Genomic DNA, 16,784 nt, shown 5'->3' on the forward strand with positions numbered 1-16,784 from the left:
GCGTTCCTGGTCGCGCCCGGAAACCTGCTACATTTAACCAGCGCGTGCGACCGGGAAGCTCCGACGCCCCATCGGGCGTAGGTTGCTTCGGGCCCTGCCGCGCCGGAGGTGGAGCATGAAGCGCAAGACCTGGCTGATTCTGCTGCTCGTGCTGCTCGCGGCGCTGGTCTACCTCTGGTACACGGGGCGGCTGGATACCGGAGCCGAGCCCGAGGTGGCGGCGCCGGCAACCTACGCACCGGCAGACGGGTCGGCGGCCGACCACCTGATCGTGGACCTCCGCAACGACGTGGGGGACGCCGAGGTCAAGGCGCTCGAGCGCCGCTACGGCCTCACGCTGCGGCCGAACAGCCGCTTCTCGCTGGTGGAGCGGCTCTATCGGGCGGCGCTGGGCAAGCTGCCGGCCTCGCGGCTCCTCGCACGCCTGCGCCAGGAACCGGCGGTGGAACGCGCCGAGCTGGACGAGCTCTACGGCCTGCCGCCGCTCGAGCACGCGCCCGCGCGGGTGGAGCGCGGCGCGGCTCCGGCCTGGAAGGGCTTCCCGAACGACCCGAAGTTCCAGTACCAGTGGCACCTCCGCCAGATCGGCCTCGACAAGGCCTGGCCGCGCGCGCAGGGCGCCGGCGTGATCGTGGCCGTGATCGACACCGGCGTAGCCTACAAGAACCACGGGCGCGTGAAGGGGGTCCCCGACCTGGCCGGCACCGAGATCGTCCCGGGCTACGACTTCGTCAACGACAACGAGCTGGCGCTCGACGACCACGGACACGGCACGCACGTGGCGGGGACCATCGCGCAGGCCACGAACAACGGCGTAGGCGTGGCGGGTGTGGCCTTCGGGGCCAAGATCATGCCGCTCAAGGTGCTCTCCTCGCGCGGCTTCGGCTCGGTGGCCGACATCGCGGAGGCGATCCGCTTCGCCACCGACCACGGGGCGAAGATCATCAACATGAGCCTCGGCGGCGGTCGCTCGAGCAAGGTGCTCGCCGACGCGGTGAAGTACGCCGCGGGCAAGGGCGTGCTCGTGGTCTGCGCCGCCGGGAACGACGGCCGAGGGCACGTCTCGTATCCGGCCGCCTACCCGGGCGCCGTGGCCGTGGCCGCCACGCAGTTCGACGAGAGCACCACCTTCTACTCGAACTGGGGCAAGGAGATCGCCCTCGCCGCGCCGGGGGGGAACACACGCGTGGACCAGAACGGCGACGGGCTCCCCGACGGCGTGCTGCAGAACACGATCGTCCCCGGACACCCCGACGAGAACGACTACCTGATGTTCATGGGGACCTCGATGGCCAGCCCGCACGTGGCCGGCGTGGCGGCGCTGGTCATGCAAAGCGGCGTGACCGACCCGAAGGCGGTGCTGAAGCTCCTGAAGAGCACCGCGCGTCACCCGAAGAAGGTGGCGAGCGACGAGCACTACGGCGCGGGGATCGTGGACGCGGGGGCCGCGCTCACCAAGACCAGCACCACCTGGGGCGGCTACCGCGTGGGCCTCGCGGGGCTCTTCGGCCTCCTCCTCCTCCTCGGAGCGCGCTCGGGCGGAGCGCAGGTGCTCCGCTTCGGCCCCACGGTCCTCCTCGGCCTGCTCTTCGGTTCGGCGGGGCTCTTCTTCCTGCCCGTCCTCGGGGTCAGCGCCTCCGGGGCGCTCGGGACGCTCGCCACGCAAGGCCTGCCGGCCTGGGACAGCGCCCTCCTCGGCGCCGCCGGCCACGGCAACCCGATCTTCTACAGCATGGGGGTGCCGCTCCTTCTGGCGGGGCTCTTCTACGGCGTCCCCCGGCTGCGCGGGCTGCTCTTCGGGCTCAGCGTCGGCGTGGGCGCGCACCTGGCCTTCGCCGCGCTCTTCCCGACGGCGGACCTGACCTGGATCCCGAACCACCTGGGCCTCGAATCGCTCTGGCTCGCCGGCAACGCGCTCGGCTGCCTCGGCCTCGCCGCCCTCCTCGCCCGGAAGTAGCGCCCCCCTCGACGCCTTTTGACCTGCGCCCCCCTTTGACTTGCGCCCCTCCGGGCGGCTAGGCTGCGGCCGCCAACACGGGACGCGCCATGTCGACGGAAACCACGCACGCAGATTGGTCCGGACCTCGCACGAAGAAGACCTTCCTCGGCCACCCGGTCGGGCTCTTCGTCCTCTTCTTCACGGAGATGTGGGAGCGCTTCTCCTACTACGGCATGCGCGGGCTGCTGAAGCTCTACATGGCCAACTACCTGTTCGTCACCACGCGGCAGGTGCTCCAGGGCGGCACGACGCGGGCCCCCGGCGACCCCGACGCGGTCCTCGGCTGGAGCGTGATCCGGAACCTCCTGCCGAGCGGGGTGAACGAGCAGGCCTCGGTCGTCTACGGCTGGTACAGCGGGCTCGTCTACCTCACGCCGCTCCTCGGCGGGATTCTGGCCGACCGCTACTTCGGTCAGCGGAAGGCGGTCTACCTCGGGGCCATCCTGATGGCCTGCGGCCAGTTCGTGCTCTTCGGCGCCGAGAACATGTTCTTCGTCGGGCTGCTCCTGCTCATCCTCGGCAACGGGCTCTTCAAGCCCAACATCTCGACGCAGGTCGGGAGCCTCTATCCGCCAGGCGACCCGCGCCGGGATGGCGCCTTCACGATCTTCTACATGGGGATCAACCTGGGCGCCTTCATCTGCAACCTGGTCTGCGGCACGCTCGCCGCGCTCTACGGCTGGCGCTACGGCTATCTGGCCGCCGGCATCGGCATGCTGGTCGGGCTCGCCGTGCAGCTCGTCGGCGTGAAGCACCTCGCCCCCGACACCCTCGCCCACCGCCGGGCCGCCGCCGCCGCCGCGACCGCCGCCCCGCCCGAGGGCTTCACCAAGGAGGAGTGGCGCCGCATCTTCGCGCTCATCATCCTCTGCGGGCTGAACGTCATCTTCTGGGCCGTCTACGAGCAGCAGGGCAACACCATGCAGACCTGGGCCGACGAGCAGACCGTGTGGCCCACCCTCGGCAGCTTCCAGGTCCCGTCCACCTGGTTCCAGTCCTTCAACCCGCTCTTCATCTTCATCATGGCCCCCCTCTCGACGATCATCTGGGCCTGGCAGGCGCGCCGCGGGAGCGAGCCCTCGAGCGTGGCCAAGATGGCCATCGGCTGCTTCATCCTGGGGCTCTCCTTCATCGTGATGGTGGTCGGCTCGCGCGTCGTCGGCACCGGCAAGGGGAGCGTCTTCTGGCCGGTCTTCTGCACGCTCCTGCTCACCGTCGGCGAGCTCTACCTCTCCCCGGTCGGCCTGTCGCTCGTGACCAAGGTGGCCCCCGCCCGCATCGTGTCGATGATGATGGGCACCTGGTTCCTCTCCAGCTTCTTCGGCAACCTGCTCTCGGGCTACATCGGGGCGCTCTACACGCGCATGCCCAAGGACTACTTCTTCCTGCTCCTGCTCGCCCTCGGAGTGGCCGCGGGGGTCGCGATCTGGGCCTTCAACAAGCCGCTCAAGCAGGCCATGGGCGCGAAGGCCGGCTGACCGCCGACGACGCCGGGAAGGCGCCTCGGGACCTCGCCATTCTAGATAGATCGTTCTAGAACGCGCCCTTCATCGTCACCCCATCGGGGAACTTCGCCTCGAAGCGCCCGTGCAGCTCGCCGAGCCGCTCGCGGCAGGGCCTCGCTGAGAGCGTGGCCCTCCCCTCGGTCGCGCAGACCGGCTCCGCCGCCTGGCACCTCGGCGCGTCGGTGAAGGGGATGCGGCAGGCCCGCGCGCGGGGCGGGCTGCGCGCGACGTCGAACTCGAGGTGGAGGTTCCAGCCGGCCATGGCCAGCTCCTCCCCGAGCACGACGACCAGGGTCCCAGGATAGTTCCTGCTCACCCGCAACGTCGTCGCCTCGCAGAGGCCCGGAGGAAGCGCGCAGCTCCCCGCACATCCCGTGCAGCTCACCTTGGGTGTCCCGGCCGCCAGGCTGGCGTCGAAGGTCACGGGCAGGGCCAGGGCCCGCTCGCGCGTCCATGGCTCGCTGCCCCAGCCGAGGAGAAACGAGGCCATGCTCGCCTCGTCCTCGGCCCCCCAGCTCGGCCAGGCGCACCGGCAGTCGAAGGCGAGGGGCGTTTGCAGGCCTCCGCGCGGCTGACCCCCGCTCAGCCACTTGCAGCCCCCCTCCCGGCCGCAGTAGGCCCCGGGCGGCCCCGCCCCCGGGCACTCGGCCCACCGCTCTCCCACGTAGCAGCCCGCGAGGCTGCCCGGGTCGGCCACGCACGCGCCCAGATCGCTCGTTCGCGCCGCATCCACCTGCGGGGTGACCCCCCGGTCGCGCACCGGTGCGCACGCCTCCTGCGCGCCACCGCCGCCCGCGTCGCAGCCGCCCAGCGCGGCGGCGACCGCGACGGCCACCGCGACAACGGCCACGCCGCACCCGTGCCTCGTGCTCTGCATGTGATTCCCCCCGAAGGATCTGCCCGTCTGTCAGAACGGCGGGGCAGGCCCGCGCATTCCGCCGGGTCGCCTCGTGCCCCCGTTGCCCCCTCTCCCCTTCCGCTTCGCTCTATCCCACGTACCGCAGGATCATCAGGCTGCGGTCGTCCTTGTGCTGCTTGGTGAAGCGGTCGGTCACGTCGAAGAGGTGGTCCAGGATCTCGGTCACCGGCAGGTGCCTCACGTGCGAGACCTCGCGGGACAGGCGCTCCACGCCCAGCTCCTCGCCGCCGGCCGAGCGGGCCTCGGAGATCCCGTCGGTGTGGAGCAGCAGGATGTCGCCGGGCGTGAGGGTGAGCGTCTGGCTCGTGGTCACCTTGCGGATGTCGCGGCGCACTCCTACCCAGGCTCCGGGGGTCTCGAGCTGCTCGCACGCGCCCGTCTCGCGCCGGCAGACGATGAGCTCCTCGTGCGCGCCGGCGAAGCAGACCGTCCCGTCCCGCGTGTAGCGGAGCAGCGTGAGCGTGGCGTGGTCGTCCTTCTTCAGCCGCTGGCGCACGTTGTCGTAGAGCACCTCGTTGACCACCGCAAGGAGCTCGTCGGGCATCGCGGTGGGCTGACGCCTGACGAGCGCCGAGATGCTGCTCTGGAGCATCAGCATCACGAGCCCGGCCGTCAGCCCGTGCCCCGCGACGTCCCCGATGCCGATCCAGGCCCCGTCTACCGTCGGCACGAAGTCGTAGTAGTCGCCGCCCACCTCGCTCACCGGCGCCATGCGCGCCGCGACCTCGAGGCCCGGGGCCTGCAGCACGCGCGGCAGGATCTGCGTCTGGATGCGCGTGGCGATCGAGAGCTCCTGCTCGAGGTGGCTGATCGCCGCGGCCTGGAGCTGCGTGCTCAGCGACTGCAGCCGCTCCTCGTGCTCCGTGGCTTCGGCCTTGAGGCTCGCGAGCTGGGCCTCGCTCTCTTGCTTCTGGTTCCACTTCTCCGTCAGCGCGTGGGCGAGCTGGAGCAGCTCCACCGTGTCGAAGGGCTTCTTCAGGATCAGCAGCCGCTCGGTCTGGCCGAGCGCGCGCACCGTCTCGTCCCAGCTGTAGTCCGAGTAGGCGGTGCAGAGCACCACGTAGAGGCGCGGGTCCGCCTTCCAGAGGTGGCCCGTGGTCTCCACGCCGTCCCAGCCCGGTGGCATGCGCACGTCCACGATGGCCATCGCGTACGGGCGATGTGCGGCCACCGCGTCCTCGAGGAGCGTGAGTCCTTGCTGCCCCTGAAACGCCGACTCCAGCTCGAAGCTCGCCTCGGGTCCGGCGACCTGCTCGCCGCCGAAGAGCTCGGCCTCGAGGGCGGAGAGCTCGGCGAGGCGCGGCGTCGCCGGCATCAGCACCTTGCGGATGTCGTCGTGGATCGCCGGGTTGTCGTCGATGACGAGGATCCGTCGGTTCATCAGCGCGCCGCCCTCCACCCGGGAGGTCCTTCCGGGATAGTGACCCCCCCGCGATCCATCGACCACTTCTAAGCGGTTCTTAGTCTGGCGAACTTAACGCCGCGCGTCAGGGATGCCGCCCGCCGGGGGAGGTCCGAGCAGAGTTTGCACCCCGGCCCCGATGAAGGCATTCGCGTCGTTCGTGCAGTAGCCGACCACCTGCACCTCGTGGTTGGCGGCGTGCAGGAGCTTGGCCTTCATGTTCCGGCCGTCGCGCGAGCGCTTCAGGCCGAGCTCGTAGAAGAGCGGCTGCCCGGGGCGCACCTCCGCGTTCGGCAGCCACTCCATGCAATTGCCCCCGCGATAGAGCGGGTCGTTGGGAGCGTTCCTGCCCTCCAGCCAGCCCGTCAGGTGCTGAAGCCGCCCGCCCTGCAGGTCGAGCGGAAAGAAGTACCCCGCGCCGTTGTGCCGCATGTACATGTGCCGGCAGTCGTTGAAGCGCCCTTCGGTGCCGTTGTAGTTGCGCCCCCAGAGGTAGCAATCGTTCGGCTGGAGCGCCATTACCATGTGCGAGCCGCCGTCGAAGCGCAGGCAGGCGTAGCCGTGCGGCGCCGTGAAGCGCCGCAGGAAGTCGTCCTGGGTCTGCGCCGTCACGGGCACGAAGAGGCGCTGCACCGGCTGCGCGGCGTCTCCCGCCTGCACCGCGCGCACCTGGAAGCCGTGCTGCCGCGCGTAGGCCCGCGCCTCGCGCACCATACGGCTCTCCTCGGCGAACGCTGCCGCACGCAGGCCGAGCAGCGCACAGAGCACCCCCGCCCCGGTCAGAAACCCAGCTCGTCCGCGCCGCGCGCTCATCGCCATCAGCGCGCCGCGTCCAGGGCCCCGCCGGCCGGCGGCGGACCGAGGAGCTCGTTCACCCCCAGGTTGTTGAAGGAGGCGAGGTCGTAGACGTGGTAACCGACCACCTGCACGTTCGCGTTCGCGGCGTGGAGGAGCTTGGCCTTCATGTTGCGCCCGTCGCGCGAGCGCTTCAGCCCGAGGAGGTGGAAGAGCGCCTGTCCGGGCCCTACCTCGGCGTTGGGCAGCCACTCCATGCAGTTGCCGCCGCGGTAGAGGCCGTCGTTCGGGTTGGCGCGCGCGCCGAGCCATGCCGAAAGGTGCTCGAGTCGCCCGCCCTGCAGATCGATGGGAAAGACATACCCGAGGCCGCGATGGGCCATGTAGTTGGCGCGATAGTCGCCGAGCCCCGGCACGGTCCCGTTGTAGTTGCGGGCCCAGAGGTAGCAGTCGTTCGGCTGCAGGGCCATCGCCAGGTGGCTACCCCCGTCGAAGTTGAGCGCCGCGTAGCCTCGCCCCGACGTGAAGCGGGTCATGAAGTCGTTCCAGCTCTGCGGCGTGATCGGCACGAAGACCCGCTGCACCGGCCGGTTGGGCGAGCCGCACTGCACGACCTTGGTCGGAAAGCCGTTGGCGCGCGCGTACGCCTGCACGTCCTGCAGGGCTCGCTGCGCGCCGGCACCGCTGCTCACGCCGAGGAGCAGAAGACCCGCGGCGGTGCCGAGCCAGCGGGCGAGGGTAAGGTGAGCCTGACGCATCGTTCGTTCCTCCGCGGGCCGGCTGGCGCCGCCCCTGGCCATGAGATGTCGCGCGGGCAGGGAGGAAAGCAACGCCAGTGCCGAGGCGAAGTAGCGAAGATCGTGGGGTCTTGGTCGCCCCCCCTCTCCGGCGGCGAGACACCTGCCTGCCCCGGCCTCTCGCTTTCGAAGAGGCCCCGGCTCGGGAAGTGGCCGGAGGGGGAGCCCGTTCCCCGAGCCGAGATCCCCGGGCTCAGTCGCGGCGGTAGCGGACCCAGACCCCGTCCTCGAGGACGAGATAGTGCTCGGGACCGGCCTCGGCGGCGCCTCCGCCGTAGCGACGGTCCTCGGGGAGGATGAGGGTCAGCGCGGTGGACTGCATGAGCGGCTCGGGGCGGACGCTGGGCAGCGGTCGATCCCCAGCCGCCGCCACGAGCGCGCCCGCGGTCGCCGACGACGGAAGGAGCGCTTCCAGGATGCAGAGCGTGGGGGGCGCGAGCTGCAGCCGCTTCTCGCGGTTGCCGTCGAGGATCTCGCGCACCGTCAGCCACTCGCCGGCGCTCGTCTCGCGCGGGTCGAAGCGCGCCTGCTGGTCGGCCGGCACCTGACAGATGAAGAAGCGGGCGCTGAAGCGCTTGGGCTCGAAGGTGGGCGTGATCCAGTGGGCCAGGTAGCGCAGCCGGTCGGCGGGGATCACCAGGCGCTCGCGCGCGAGAAAATCGCCGAAGGCCAGGCTCCCCGCGTTGAGCTGCTCTCGGAGCTCGTCGAGGCGTAGCGGCGCGGAGCGCGAGTACCCCGGCTCGTCCTCGGCCAGGAGCACCCCCGCCTCCTCGAAGGCCTCGCGCACGGCGGCCACGTAGAAGGCCAGCGCGCGCGCACCCTCCTCGAGACCGAGCCGCGCCGCGGCCTCCTCGGGCCGAAGCCCGGTGCAGCGGGCGAGCGTGGCCGGATCGGCATCCGCCTCGTCCACGCGCCCCCCGACGAAGACGTGGGCGTTGGCCATGAAGCGATTGCCCTTGTGCCGGCGCACCATGAAGAGCTGGGCTCCTCCCGGCGCGTCGCGGGCGAGGAGCACGGTCGCGGCGTCCTTCGGTTCGACAGGGGTCATGCGTGTCTCCAGCTGCTCGAATGGGGTGTCTGGTACGCCGTGCGGTGCGGTGCCGTGCGCCGTGCGGTGCCGTGCGCTAGCGAAAGCGCTTGAGCAGCTTGCGATCGCGCTGCGCGTCGAGGAGCGCCTTCTCGACCAGCGAGAGGGCCTGCCCCGGTGAGAGCCGCTCGAACGCGTCGCGCTTGTGCAGCGGCTTGCGCCCGGGATGAATCCCCTGCGCGACCACGTCGGCGAGAAAGACGAGCCGGTCGCCGCTGTCCATCGCGTTCACCACGACGCACTCGGCCCAGCCGCAGGTCCCCTCGAGCAGCGCGAGTCCGCCGGGGCTACGCGCGAGCGGCAGGCCCGCGAGCTTGTCCTTCGCGCGCCCCGAATGGAGCCCGAGCCGCGGCAGGAGCTCGTGCTGCCCCTCGGCGAGCATCTGCACGGCGAAGCGCCCGCTCTCGCGCAGGAGCTCCACCGTGTAGTTCTCGACCGAGAGCACGGCCACCAGGCGCAGCTCGTCGTAGACCAGCGTGGCCGGCACGATCCAGGTGGCGATCATGGCGTTGTCGAGCCCGCGATGGTGCGCGCTCACCGCCCAGACCTCGTGGTTCGTCAGAGAGAAGATCGAATTGATCGCGGGGTGGCTCACGGGCAGAGCTATGGCAAATCCCGCGCAGCCTGGCAAGCGCGTTGCGCCCCGAGCGTTGCGCCTCGAGCGGGCGGGGCCTACTTCGTCTCGAGCGTGACCGACTTCAGGATCACCGTCACCCGGTCCCGGAGCGTGGCCCGCTGCATGTCCTTGGCCACCAGCTTGCGCGTCACGTCGTTGAGCTTGCCCTCCAGCTCGAGGAGCGTCGCCGTGAGCTTCTTCGCCAGGTCCTGGTTGCGGAGCGCCTTGCCGAGGAGCTTGAGGTTCTCGCGCACCTGGGTCTGCCGCTCGCTGAAGGCGTTCTTCTCGCGCCGCAGCCGCTCGAGCTCGTCCTCGAGCTTCGAGAGCTCCTCCTGAAGCTTCAGCGCCTGCTTGAGCTGCTCGGTGAGCTTGGGGTCGGCGCTCGGGTCCTTCAGATAGAGGCGGATCGCCTGCTGCCCCTCGTGCGAGAAGATCTCGGCCCACCGTCGGACGGGCGTCTCCTCGCGCACCTCGAAGGTGGTCTTCCCCTTCTCGGCCAGGCGCACCGGCGCGAAGTAGTAGTCCTTCTCGATCAGGACCCCCTTGTCGGGCTGCGTGAGCTTCCACCCCACGCGGTGCTGGCGCTGCACGAAGAGCGTCGCCGCTTCGCCGGTGCGGTTGTGCACGGTGTACTTGTGCACCGCGACCTGCTTGGCCTCGACGGTGAGCTGCCCGTTCACGATGCGCACGAGGCGCGCGCTCTCGTCCCGCACCTGGTCGTCGAGCGTGACGAGCACGCGCCCGTCCACCGAGTACGGGATGAAGGTGGAGCTCGAGGCCTCGACCTGGCCCCCCACGGCCTCTCCGACGAAGCTCCCGTCGCGGTAGATCGCGACCGGCCCCTTCTCGAGCACGTAGCCCGTCGTGTTGGTCAGCCGGACCGCGCGGTAGGGCGTGTTCGCCGAGCTGTCCACGCGAAAGAGCAGCACGTCCTCGGCGGGAACGCGCTTGTTGAGGATCGACACGAGCGCGCTCTGGCGGTCCTTGATCGTCACCGGCGCCTCGATGTCGTAGCGAAAGAGGCTCCCCACCTGCGCCCCCGCCACGAGCGCCGAGAAGCTCTTCTCGAGCAGCTCCGAGCTCATGCGCGGCGGCGGCGGGGCAGCGGGCTTCTCCTGAGCCTCGGCGCGCGCCATCATGTCGCCTCGCATCCCGGCGCCGGAACCCGCGCCCCTCGGGCGGGCCGGCGAGCGCATCGCCCCCTTGGCCTTCTTCTTGTACCGCCGGTAGTCCCCCTCTTCTTTGCGACCCTCGTCGGCCTCGGCCACCTTGGACTCGGCCTCGGGCTCGGCCGCCGGCTGGTCGGCGGGACCCGCGCTCCCCGTCGCGGGAGGGGGCGCCTCGGCCACCGCCTCCTGCTGCGGCGAGAGGTCGGAGCGGCGCACGAAGCGCGGCGTGTAGAGATCGTAGGCGAAGGTGAGCGGCGTCCCGGCGGTGAGCGAGAGCCAGACGCGGTTCCAGTCCTCGCCCGAGACGTTGTCCACCACGGCCCAGCCCTGCAGCAGCCCGTTCGCCTGCCCCTTGCTCAGGACCACGCGGTAGGCCGGCTTCCAGGTCGGCATCTCCACCACGTAGCTCACGAGGAGCTGGTGCGGCGTCGGGCCCGTGAGGTGCACCACCAGCTCGACCGGCTTCCAGCTCCCCTCGTCGAGCGAGACGTCGAGCGCCTTGCGCAGGCCGACCTCGAGCGTCCGGTCCTGCACCTGCAGCTCGGTCACGCCCGTGGCGTCGAAGCTGTGCAGCGTACCGTCGTCGGTCAGCACCGTCAGGCGCCAGGTCGCGTGCTCCTCGTCGCCGAGCTGCTCGACGCCCACGAGGCGGCCCGTGGCCTTCCCCTCCTTGCCCCGCACGGTGGCCCGCGCCCCGCGAAAGGCCCGCGCGATGCCCACGAGCCCGCCGCTCTCGCGCACCTGCTCGGGGAGCGCCGCGAGGAGCCGCGCCCGCGTCTTCTCCACCGGCAGCGCGATGTTCACCGCCCGGCCCGTGCCCAGGTCCACGACCGTCAGCGACTTGAGCACGTCCGCGATCTGCGCCGGCAAGATGCGCAGCCGGATCTCCTGCCCCTCGACGGTCCCTTGCCGTTCGAAGTAGCCGATGCCGTTCTGATAGAGCACCGCCCGTGTGACCTTCAGATCGTCGGCGCGTCGCTCCCCGGTCGTGGCGCAGCCGCCCAGGACGGCCAGCGCGCAGAGCCATCTCGTGTGTCGTCGCATGTTCTCCCGCCGCGTGATGGACCCGAACCCACCGTGCTCGTGACCGAGCGCGACATCTCCAGTTGTGGGTCGAGGCCTCGAGGCTACGCGGCCGCCACGCCGGGTGGCAAGGAATTGCCGCCGGTTTGCGGCGCGCGGCGCGACCGTGCCATCATTTCCGCGCCTTCATGCTCCCCGCCAGGCCCCATCGGCTCGGCCGCTTCGAGCTCCTCGCCCGTCTCGCCAAGGGCGGCATGGCGGAGATCTATCTCGCCCGCCCCGAGGGGACGTCGGGACTCGAGCATCTGGTGGTCGTCAAGCGCGTGCTCCCGCACCTCGCCGAGGAGGCGGAGTTCGTGCAGATGTTCCTCGAGGAGGCGCGGCTCGCGGCGCGCATCGACCACCCGAACGTGGTGCGCGTCCTCGACGTGTCGAGCGAGGGGGGCGAGTACTTCATGGCCATGGAGTACCTCGCGGGCCCCGGCGTGGCGGCGATCAATCGCCGGGCACGCCTCTCCGAGACGCCGGTCCCCTGGGCCGTGGCGGCGGAGATCGCGGCGCAGGCCTGCGACGGGCTGCACGCGGCGCACGAGCTCCGGGACGACGCCGGGCACCTCCTCGGCCTCGTGCATCGGGACGTGAGCCCGCACAACCTCGTGCTCGCCGAGGAGGGGCGGGTCAAGCTCGTGGACTTCGGCATCGCCAAGGCGCACGACACCGCCGTGCGCACTCATACGGGGAACATCAAGGGCAAGTTCCCCTACATGTCCCCCGAGCAGTGCCAGGGCGAGCCCCTCGACCGACGCTCCGATCTCTTCTCGCTCGGCATCGTGCTCTGCGAGCTGCTCGTCGCGCGCCGCCTCTTCGAGCGCTCGAGCGACCTCTTGACGCTGAAGGCCATCACCGAGGAACCCCTCCCCGACCCGCGCAGCCTCGAGCCCGGCCTCCCCGAGGTCTTCGAGCGCATCCTGCTGCGCGCCCTCGCGCGCGAGCCCGAGGAGCGCTACGCCACCGCCGGCGAGCTGGGGATCGACCTCCGCGCCGCCATGGCCGACCTCGGTCGCCCCTCCTCGCCGGAGCTCCTCGACCAGTACGTGCGCGACGGGTGCCAGGACCTCGTGGCCCTGCGCACGAGCGCCGTGCGCCGCCTCGGAACGCGACCTCCCCGCGCGAGCGCGGAGGTCCCGTTGCTCGCGGGCTTCGAGACCCGCGCCACTCCCGACCCCGCCGACAGGCCCGACGCCGACCCCGCGGAGACGCGACCCGGCGTGCGGCTCGGCCGTCGCGCGCCGTCCCCTCGACCCCGAAGCCTCTTCGGCGGGCCCCTGGTCTGGGCCTGCCTGAGCATCGTCCTCGCCGGCGCCGCGGCCGGCGTGGCCTACCGCCGCTGGACTCGCCCCGCGCCGCTCGTGGGACCGCCCTTGCGTTTCGGCGTCGTCCCCTCCTTCTCCGCCGACGTCGTGCGCAGCGAGGTGGCGGGCCTCGTCGGTTACCTCGAGCGCAAGCTCGGGCGTCCGATCACCGTCAGCGTGCCCCGCGACTACCGCACCGTCACCGAGCAGCTTCTCCGCGGCGAGCTGGACTTCGGCGACCTCGGCCCGCTGCAGTTCGTCCAGGCGCAGCGCAAGGCTCCGGGCCTCACCCCCGTCGCCGCGCACAGCTACGAGGGGGCCGAGACCTATCAGGGCTACCTCGTGGTGCGCGACGACAGCGCGGCCAGCGCCCCGGCGGACCTCAAGGGGAAGCGCTTCTGTTACGTGGAACGCGGCTCGGCCAGCGGCTACCTCTTGCCGCGGCACTTCCTGCGCGGTCAGGGGCTGGACCCCGATAAGGCCTTCTCGGCCGTGCGCTTCAGCGGCACGCACTCGCGCGTGCTCGAGGACGTGATCGCCGGCCACTGCGACGCGGGTGCGGTCTACTCCGGTGCGCTGCTGAGCGTCACCTCGCTGGGGATCGCGGGCTCGCGCGTGCGCGTGCTCTCGGTCACCGGTCGGCTGCCTTACGACGTGATCTGCGCTTCGACGCGCCTGTCTTCCGACGTGACTCGAGCGCTCCGCGCAGCGCTGCTCACCCTCGACCCCCAGCGAGAACTCGGCCGCAAGACCCTCGGACACATCTACCGGGTCAACCGGTTCGTGCCCGTGCGCCCCGCCGACTACGCCACCGTCGAGAGCGCCGCCCGCGCCGATGGACTGCTCGACTGAGCGGGCCCCCGCCGCGAGGCCCCTCTGGCTACGCCTTCACCGGGATGGTCCGCGGCTGCACCTCCGGCCGCTTGGGAAGCACCACGGTGAGCACGCCGTCCTTGTACGTGGCCTCGATGCCGGTCACGTCCACGGCCTCGCCGAGCGTCACGGTCCGGCAGAAGCTCCCGGAGCGACGTTCGCGATACAGCATCCCCTCGTGCTTCTCTTCCTGGGCGAACTCGCGCTTTCCGGTCAGCACCAGCCGGCCCTCGTCCAGCTTCACCTCGATCTCTTTTTCGCTCATCCCTGGCAGGTCGGCCTTGAGCACGAACCTGTCCGGATGCTCCTCGAGATCGAGAGCCGGCGCGAAGCTGAACGTCCCGCCATTTCCCGTCGCGGGGCGCAGGAGCTCCTGTAACTCGGAAGAGAGCGGCATGGCCCTGAACGGATTCCAACGGATCAACATGACATCACCTCCAGAGACGGTGTTGGTTACCTCGTACGCCCGTCAATGTGGAGCTGCCCCGGCTCATAGCAAGGCCTTGACACGCACGCAGAAGGGATTAGGCGGCGTAGAAAAGAGCGCGCGAGGTGACGCACGAGCGGTGCGCGCGGCCCGTTCAGTGGCGCAGGCGCGCGAGGTGTTCCGGCAGGTCCAGGTCGTCTTCGGCCCCCGGAGCCTCGATAGGCACCGCCAGGAGCCGCGCCTCGTGCCGCCAGACGAGCTCGCGCAAGCCGACGGCGTCGTCGCACGCCATCGCCTCGGCAAAGAGCCTCTGGTGCACGAATAGGGGGTGCCCGCGCCGCAGCCCGTAGCGCGGGGCCAGCAGGTCCGGTTCGGCCTCGAGAAAGCGCGCCACGAGGGTGGCCACGACGGAGGCCGGCACGAAGGGGTGATCCCCCGGCAGCACCGCCACCCCCAGCACCGAGTCGGACAGCGCCCGCAGCCCCTCGCGTACCGACGAGAGCATCCCGCGCTCCGGCCGTGGGTTCACCACCCGCTCCACGGCAGCGAGCCCCGGTAGGCCCACGCACGGCGAGTCCGGCTCCAGCACCAGCACCACGCGCTCCAGCCCTCCGTCGCGGAGCGAAGCCACCGTGGCCTCGAGGACGGTGCTCTCCCCGCACGGCAGCCGGCGCTTGTCCTGCCCCAGCCGGCGCGAGGCCCCGGCCGCCGGCACGAGCCCGGCGATTCGTCCCCCTGGCGCGCCTCGATCCATCTATATGATCGCCTTCGCCCGCAGACCGGGCCGCAGGCCGGGCAACCGTGACCCGGCCGTCCCTAGACTCTACACCGATGGGCGGGAATGACCCGCCCCAGGATGGGGTTGACCCCACGAGCCCCCGACACACCTTCGGGGTGACTCGCTCAGGAGGATCATCGTGGCAGCTTCTCGACTTCGCGCCGGCCTACTTGTGGCGGGGATCACGCTCGTGCTCACCGCCGCCTTCACCCTCGTGCGGCTCACCCACCCGGAGGCCGTCTCGGTCACGCTCACCCCGCACCCGGCCTTCGCGGCCAGCGGCGGGGTCGTGACCTCCGTGGCCGATGTGGCGGAGAAGGTCGTCCCAAGCGTGGTGAACATCTCCTCCTCGCGCAAGGTGCCCGTCTCAGACTCGCCCTTTGGTCAGGACCCGGTCTTTCGCGACTTCTTCCGGGGGCACGGCCCCCACGGACCGCGCGAACGCCAGGAGCGCGGCATGGGCTCGGGGATCATCTTCAGCGCCGACGGCATCGTGGTCACGAACAACCATGTGGTGGCGAACGCGGACGTGATCCGGGTGACCACGTCGGACAAGCGGGAGTTCGAGGGCAAGGTGGTCGGCACCGACGCGAAGAGCGACCTGGCCGTGATTCGCCTGAAGGGGGCCAAGGGGCTCAAGCCCTTCGAGTTCGGCGACAGCGGCAAGCTCCGCCTCGGCGACCTGGTCCTGGCGGTGGGCAATCCCTTCGGCGTGGGGCAGACGGTGACCATGGGGATCGTCTCGGCCAAGGGGCGCGCGAACGTGGGCATCGTCGACTACGAGGACTTCATCCAGACCGACGCGGCGATCAACCCCGGCAACTCGGGCGGCGCGCTCGTGAACCTGCGCGGCGAGCTGGTGGGGATCAACACGGCGATCCTCTCGCGCAGCGGCGGCTATCAGGGGATCGGCTTCGCCATCCCGACCAACATGGTGCGTCCGATCGTGACGAGCCTGCTGAAGAGCGGCAAGGTGGTGCGCGGCTGGGCCGGCGTGATCATCCAGGAGGTGGACCAGGAGCTGGCCAAGGCGATGAAGCTCCCCACCACCCGCGGCGTGCTGATCTCCGACGTGGACCCGCGCGGCCCGGCGCACAAGGCGGGGCTGCAGCGCGGAGATCTGGTGGTGAAGATCAACGGGCAGACGGTGGACAGCACGGGCGCGCTGCGAAACCTCGTGGCCGCGTCGGGAGCCGGGGCCAAGGTCACCGTGGAGTACTACCGCGGCAACGCGCTCAAGAACCTGCCGCTCACCCTGGGCGAGCTGCCCTCGAACCTGGGCGGCACCGGCGCGGTGGTGGGCGGGACCGGGCAATCGGGCGGCATGAGTCTTGCTCCCATCAACCCCCTGCACCGCAAAAAGTTCAGTCTCCCCGAGCGTCTGACGCAGGGCGTGATCATCGAGCGGGTGGACGCGAACAGCGCCGCGGCCATGGCCGGCCTGCAACCGGGGGACGTGATCTTGGAGCTCAATCGCGTTACCATCAACTCGGTGAGCCGCTTTCAGCAGCTCTATGCGGCGGCGAGGGGTCGGGTGTTGGTGCTCGTCTATCGGCAAGGTTCTGCCTTCTATCTCCTTCTGCCTAAGCCCTAGCTAGCTTGAGAGTGGGTAGGTCGTTTTGCGTTGGGATGGGTTTCTACGCCGAAAGGAGTCAGCGATGCAGCTAGCAACTACGTTCCGGGCTCTCGAGCGCGCCGAGGTCAAGACCGCGACACGTGCCCTCGAGCGCAGCATGGGGCGCCTCGAGCGCCTCGCCGAGGAGCCGGCAACGTTGCGTGCGGTGGTCGAGGGTGGACCTCCCGAGTGCAAGGTCACTCTGGTCCTCGCCTACCGCGATGTGGAGCTCACGGCCCAGTCCTCGGGCCACGAGGTAGTCTCGGCCGTGCACATCGCCGCCGAGCGTCTGCGCGTGCAGCTCAACCGCCGCTCCGAGCGGCGCCAGAGTCAGCGTTACCGCTCGGCGGTCAAGATCGAGGCCGCGTAGCCGCGCGGCCGTCCTCCCCTCCGCCCTTCCCCCGCTGATCCCCCCTGCCGTTCTCCC

Annotated in this window: 14 protein-coding genes; 5 read left to right on the forward strand and 9 right to left on the reverse strand. The window is 70.7% G+C overall.

Annotation, left to right across the window (positions count from 1 at the left end; genetic code table 11):
* Positions 1-115 precede the first annotated feature (115 nt).
* Both IT371_09105 and IT371_09110 read left to right on the forward strand, forming a co-directional pair.
* A complete protein-coding gene (locus tag IT371_09105) occupies positions 116-1,957 on the forward strand; it encodes a peptidase S8 (GenBank protein ID MCC6747802.1) in 1,842 nt (613 codons plus the stop codon).
* A gap of 89 nt (positions 1,958-2,046) precedes the next feature.
* Positions 2,047-3,477 carry a peptide MFS transporter gene (locus tag IT371_09110; protein MCC6747803.1) on the forward strand — a complete coding sequence of 477 codons (1,431 nt, stop codon included), beginning with the start codon at positions 2,047-2,049 and terminating at the stop codon, positions 3,475-3,477.
* Positions 3,478-3,532: 55 nt separating this feature from the next.
* On the opposite strand, the gene IT371_09115 is transcribed toward IT371_09110, so the two are convergent.
* From IT371_09115 to IT371_09145, 7 genes are all read right to left on the reverse strand, one after another.
* Positions 3,533-4,381: a hypothetical protein gene (locus IT371_09115; protein MCC6747804.1), complete on the reverse strand. Its 849-nt coding sequence runs from the start codon at positions 4,379-4,381 to the stop codon at positions 3,533-3,535.
* A gap of 109 nt (positions 4,382-4,490) precedes the next feature.
* Entirely contained in the window at positions 4,491-5,804 is a 1,314-nt protein-coding gene (locus tag IT371_09120; protein MCC6747805.1) for a SpoIIE family protein phosphatase, read from the reverse strand.
* Between the two features lie 93 nt (positions 5,805-5,897).
* On the reverse strand, positions 5,898-6,638 hold the full coding sequence (locus IT371_09125; GenBank protein MCC6747806.1) for a hypothetical protein: 741 nt from the start codon (positions 6,636-6,638) through the stop codon (positions 5,898-5,900).
* 5 nt (positions 6,639-6,643) lie between these two features.
* Complete coding sequence (locus tag IT371_09130; protein ID MCC6747807.1) at positions 6,644-7,378, reverse strand: hypothetical protein; 735 nt, start codon at positions 7,376-7,378, stop codon at positions 6,644-6,646.
* Between the two features lie 232 nt (positions 7,379-7,610).
* Positions 7,611-8,465, reverse strand: coding sequence for an NUDIX hydrolase (locus tag IT371_09135; GenBank protein MCC6747808.1), 855 nt, complete (start codon positions 8,463-8,465; stop codon positions 7,611-7,613).
* A gap of 76 nt (positions 8,466-8,541) precedes the next feature.
* Positions 8,542-9,099, reverse strand: coding sequence for a flavin reductase (locus tag IT371_09140; GenBank protein ID MCC6747809.1), 558 nt, complete (start codon positions 9,097-9,099; stop codon positions 8,542-8,544).
* Positions 9,100-9,176: 77 nt separating this feature from the next.
* Positions 9,177-11,333 carry a DUF4139 domain-containing protein gene (locus IT371_09145; protein ID MCC6747810.1) on the reverse strand — a complete coding sequence of 719 codons (2,157 nt, stop codon included), beginning with the start codon at positions 11,331-11,333 and terminating at the stop codon, positions 9,177-9,179.
* Between the two features lie 167 nt (positions 11,334-11,500).
* Between IT371_09145 and phnD the strand changes: the two genes are divergently transcribed.
* Positions 11,501-13,516, forward strand: a complete 2,016-nt coding sequence (phnD, locus tag IT371_09150) for a phosphate/phosphite/phosphonate ABC transporter substrate-binding protein (GenBank protein ID MCC6747811.1) — start codon at positions 11,501-11,503, stop codon at positions 13,514-13,516.
* Between the two features lie 28 nt (positions 13,517-13,544).
* Here phnD and IT371_09155 read toward each other — a convergent pair whose 3' ends face one another.
* Complete coding sequence (locus tag IT371_09155; protein ID MCC6747812.1) at positions 13,545-13,964, reverse strand: Hsp20/alpha crystallin family protein; 420 nt, start codon at positions 13,962-13,964, stop codon at positions 13,545-13,547.
* A gap of 154 nt (positions 13,965-14,118) precedes the next feature.
* Entirely contained in the window at positions 14,119-14,718 is a 600-nt protein-coding gene (locus tag IT371_09160; protein MCC6747813.1) for a nucleotidyltransferase family protein, read from the reverse strand.
* A 163-nt stretch (positions 14,719-14,881) separates the two neighbouring features.
* On the opposite strand from IT371_09160, the gene IT371_09165 reads away from it, so the two are divergent.
* Together IT371_09165 and IT371_09170 are read left to right on the forward strand one after the other, a co-directional pair.
* A complete protein-coding gene (locus tag IT371_09165; protein MCC6747814.1) occupies positions 14,882-16,336 on the forward strand; it encodes a DegQ family serine endoprotease in 1,455 nt (484 codons plus the stop codon).
* Between the two features lie 64 nt (positions 16,337-16,400).
* Positions 16,401-16,727 (forward strand): hypothetical protein, encoded by a 327-nt coding sequence (locus IT371_09170; protein ID MCC6747815.1) that lies wholly within the window; start codon positions 16,401-16,403, stop codon positions 16,725-16,727.
* Positions 16,728-16,784: the final 57 nt, after the last annotated feature.

The organism is Deltaproteobacteria bacterium (assembly GCA_020848905.1).
In the GTDB taxonomy this organism is placed as follows: domain Bacteria; phylum Myxococcota_A; class Polyangia.